Raw genomic sequence first — 3,921 nt, 5'->3', positions numbered from 1 at the left:
GATCCATCCGCCACCGAAGAAAAGTGGCAGCAATACTGGGAAGAAAATCTGATTTTCAAAGCCGATCCCGCCCGAGGGGAAGACACCTACAGCATTGTCATTCCTCCTCCCAACGTAACGGGAAGTCTCCACATGGGACACGCTTTTGAAACAGCTTTAATCGATACTTTGGTGCGCTATCACCGGATGTTAGGGAAAAATACCCTCTGTTTGCCGGGTACCGATCACGCCAGTATTGCCGTACAAACTATCTTAGAACGTCAATTAAAGGCAGAAGGGAAAACTCGCGATGACATCGGACGAGAGAAATTTTTAGAACGGGCGTGGCAATGGCGAGAAGAATCGGGGAGTACAATTGTTAATCAGTTGCGGCGCTTGGGGTTATCCGCCGATTGGACGCGGGAACGCTTTACAATGGATGACACCCTCTGCGAAGCCGTCCAAGAAGCCTTTCTGCGCCTTTACGACGAGGGTTTGATTTATCGGGGTAATTATATGGTGAACTGGTGTCCCGCCTCCCAGTCCGCCGTTTCTGACCTAGAGGTGGAAAATAAAGAAATCGATGGCTATTTATGGCATTTTCGCTATCCCCTCAGTAACGGGAACGGCCATGTGGAAGTGGCCACCACTCGCCCAGAAACGATGCTGGGAGATACAGGAGTCGCGGTCAACCCTAAAGACCCGCGCTACAAGGATTTGATCGGCAAAACAATTATTCTGCCCATTATTGGCCGAGAAATCCCCATTTTTGCCGATGAACTGGTGGATCCTGCTTTTGGAACAGGTTGCGTTAAGGTCACGCCTGCCCACGATCCCAATGATTTTGAGATGGGACAGCGCCATAATTTGCCCTTTATTAACATTTTGAATAAAGACGGCACATTGAATGAGAATGGGGGGGAATTTGCCGGACAGGATCGCTTTGAGGCGCGGCGCAATGTGATCAAGCGCTTGGAAATGGACAAATTATTGGTGAAAGTGGAGGAGTATCGCCATGCGGTGCCTTATAGCGATCGCGGCAAAGTTCCCGTAGAACCCCTTCTTTCCACCCAGTGGTTTGTCAAAATCGAACCCCTCTCCCAACGCGCCCTCGATCGCCTCGACAAGCAAAATTCTCCCCATTTTGTTCCCGAACGATGGAGCAAAGTCTATCGCGATTGGCTGGTACGCTTAAAAGATTGGTGCATCTCGCGGCAATTGTGGTGGGGGCATCAAATCCCGGCCTGGTACGCCATCAGCGAAACTGGAGGCGAAATTACTGATAATACCCCGTTTGTAGTTGCCCGCAATGATGCCGAAGCGATGGGCAAAGCTCAAGCTATGTTTGGCGAAGGAGTAACATTAGAGAGAGACCCCGATGTTCTCGATACTTGGTTTTCCTCGGGGTTATGGCCGTTCTCAACAATGGGCTGGCCGAAGGAAACATCGGATTTACGCGCCTATTATCCCAATTCCACCCTTGTGACGGGATTTGATATTATCTTTTTTTGGGTGGCACGCATGACCATGATGGCGGGACATTTTACCGATGAGATGCCCTTTAAAGATGTCTACATTCACGGGTTGGTCAGAGATGAAAAGGGCAAGAAAATGTCCAAATCTGCGGGAAATGGCATCGATCCCTTGATTTTAATTCAGAAATACGGCACCGATGCCCTACGCTATACCCTAATTAAAGAAGTCGCTGGGGCGGGGCAAGATATTAGCTTGCAGTACGATCGCCAAACTGACGAATCGGAATCCGTGGAAGCCTCCCGCAACTTCGCCAATAAACTCTGGAATGCCGCCCGCTTCGTGTTAATGAACTTAGAGGGAGAAACTCCCGATCGCCTGGGAAAACCCGACGTAACTGCCTTAGAGTTAAGCGATCGCTGGATTCTCTCCCGTTTCTATCAAACCGTGGGCGACACCCGCAAGGATATCGATCGCTACGGCTTGGGAGAAGCTGCAAAACGCCTCTATGAGTTTATTTGGGGGGATTTTTGCGACTGGTATATCGAACTGGTCAAACCCCGGCTGCGATCGCCAAGCAACCCCAATTCTGGGCGCGTCGCGAGGCAAACCCTGGCTTATGTATTGGAAGGAACATTAAAACTTCTCCATCCCTTCATGCCCCATATTACCGAGGAAATCTGGCAAGTTTTAACGCAAAAAACGGGGCAGGTTATCGCCCTACAAGCCTATCCCGAAGTAGACGAAATTCTCGCCCCCCTGAAACCCCAAAGCTACGCGATCGCCGATCCTTGGGCCAGCGACACCTTACAGGAAGCGCCAAAAGAAGAAGAAGAAGAGAAATCAACCCCTTCTTCCCCACCGATATCCCCAGCAACGCAAACTCCCGACTACGAAAATCCTCTCTTGCAATTCCTCGCGAGTCTCCCCAAAGGAACCAATCAATTTTTCCAAAACAATCAACGCACTTTGATTATTGTCGCCGTTGCTTCGGGGTCTTTGGTGGGATTCAAAGTTCTCATTACTCTCCTCGATACCCTCAATGCTATTCCTTTTGTTGAGCCAACTTTGGAACTGGTCGGTGTCGGCTATTCGACCTGGTTTACCCTGCGCTATTTGTCCCGATCTTCCGGTCGCCAAGCATTGCGAGAGCAAATCAAGAAACAGTGGGATACTGTGTTAGGAACGATCGCGACAGAATCAGAAATGGCAACTTCGACCGTTTCTTTAAGCCCCTCCCCTAATCTGACACCCAACCCCGCCGAAATGCAGCAGCCCATTCCTACTACTCTTTTAAACCCTCATCTCGAGGAACAATTTAACCTACTCATTGAGACCATTCGTACCATTCGCAATTTGCGTGCAGAAGCTGACATTAAACCCAGTGTGAAAACAAAAATTATCCTGCAAAGCGAACAAGAGAAAGAACGTCAAATTTTAATCGCAGGACAATCCTACATTCAAGATTTGGCCAAAGGGGAAACCGTGGCAGTTGTGCCAACCTTGCGCGAAACGCTTCCGCAAGCCTTTGCGGGGGTTGTCGGTACGATCCAAGTGTTAATTCCTTTAGAAGGAGTTGTTGATTTGATGGCACTTCAGACTAAGCTAGAGAAAAAATTAGGTAAAGTTGAGGCAGAAGTGAAGGCTTTAACCTCGCGCTTGAATAACACTAATTTTGTTAGTAAAGCGCCAGATGATGTCGTACAGGGTGCCAAGGATACCTTAACAGAAGCGCAAAAACAGATGGAAATTTTGCGCGATCGCCTCGATCGCCTCAAATAATTTCTTCTACTGCCAAAATAATGCAATATTTAGCACGAGTACAAAACAATTCAGCATCGGGAATCGATTTGCAATTACTGGCGAAGCAAATTCTTCCCGAAAATACTTGGGCTGTCGATGGCGTATCGCGATCGGTGCATCTTGCCAGTACGCAAATTCCCGCAACCTTCACCCCTCGTGTTGGATTTCTCGTTTTGGTTGAATTAGACGAAAAAGACTGTTTCTGTGCGATCGAAGATGTCACAGATTGGCTTTTAGCATCCAAGCAAAAAGTTTGGTTAATCGAGGAAAAAGAAAAAATCGAAAACTGGCAACACGAATTAACGCTCAAAAGTCAAGAGTCAAGCATGAAAAAGTTAGAATTAGAATCCAGTCGAGAAAAGATGGAACAGGAGTTTAGGAAAAAACAGGAAGAACTCGATCGCCGCGAAGCAGAACTCGATCTCCGAGAAAAAGAACTTGAAAACTAGAAAAAAATTAAGGACTGATATCAAATCCTAATATAGCGCTACGCCCTAGTGGTCTGTCAAGGATTTTTTGGCGGGTAAAGCCGTATCGCGATAACCCTAATCCTTCTCTTGGTCGATTGGATATGCTGAACTATCTCTTGGTCGATTGGATATGCTGAACTAAATTCAGCATCCCTCGACCGCAATTCAGCATCCCTCGACCGCTTTCAATGGATTT

At 47.8% G+C, this 3,921-nt stretch carries 2 protein-coding genes; both read left to right on the top strand.

Annotated elements, in window-relative coordinates:
• The coding region (locus VB714_RS07015; protein WP_323222506.1) for a valine--tRNA ligase at positions 1-3,234 on the top strand (3,234 nt) is incomplete at its 5' end.
• 20 nt (positions 3,235-3,254) lie between these two features.
• Entirely contained in the window at positions 3,255-3,704 is a 450-nt protein-coding gene (locus VB714_RS07010) for a hypothetical protein (RefSeq protein ID WP_323222503.1), read from the top strand.
• The last annotated feature ends 217 nt before the right edge of the window (positions 3,705-3,921 follow it).

Source organism: Spirulina sp. 06S082, from assembly GCF_034932145.1.
Classification (GTDB): Bacteria; Cyanobacteriota; Cyanobacteriia; order Cyanobacteriales; family Spirulinaceae; genus CCY15215.
This window is presented reverse-complemented; position numbering and strand designations above follow the sequence as displayed.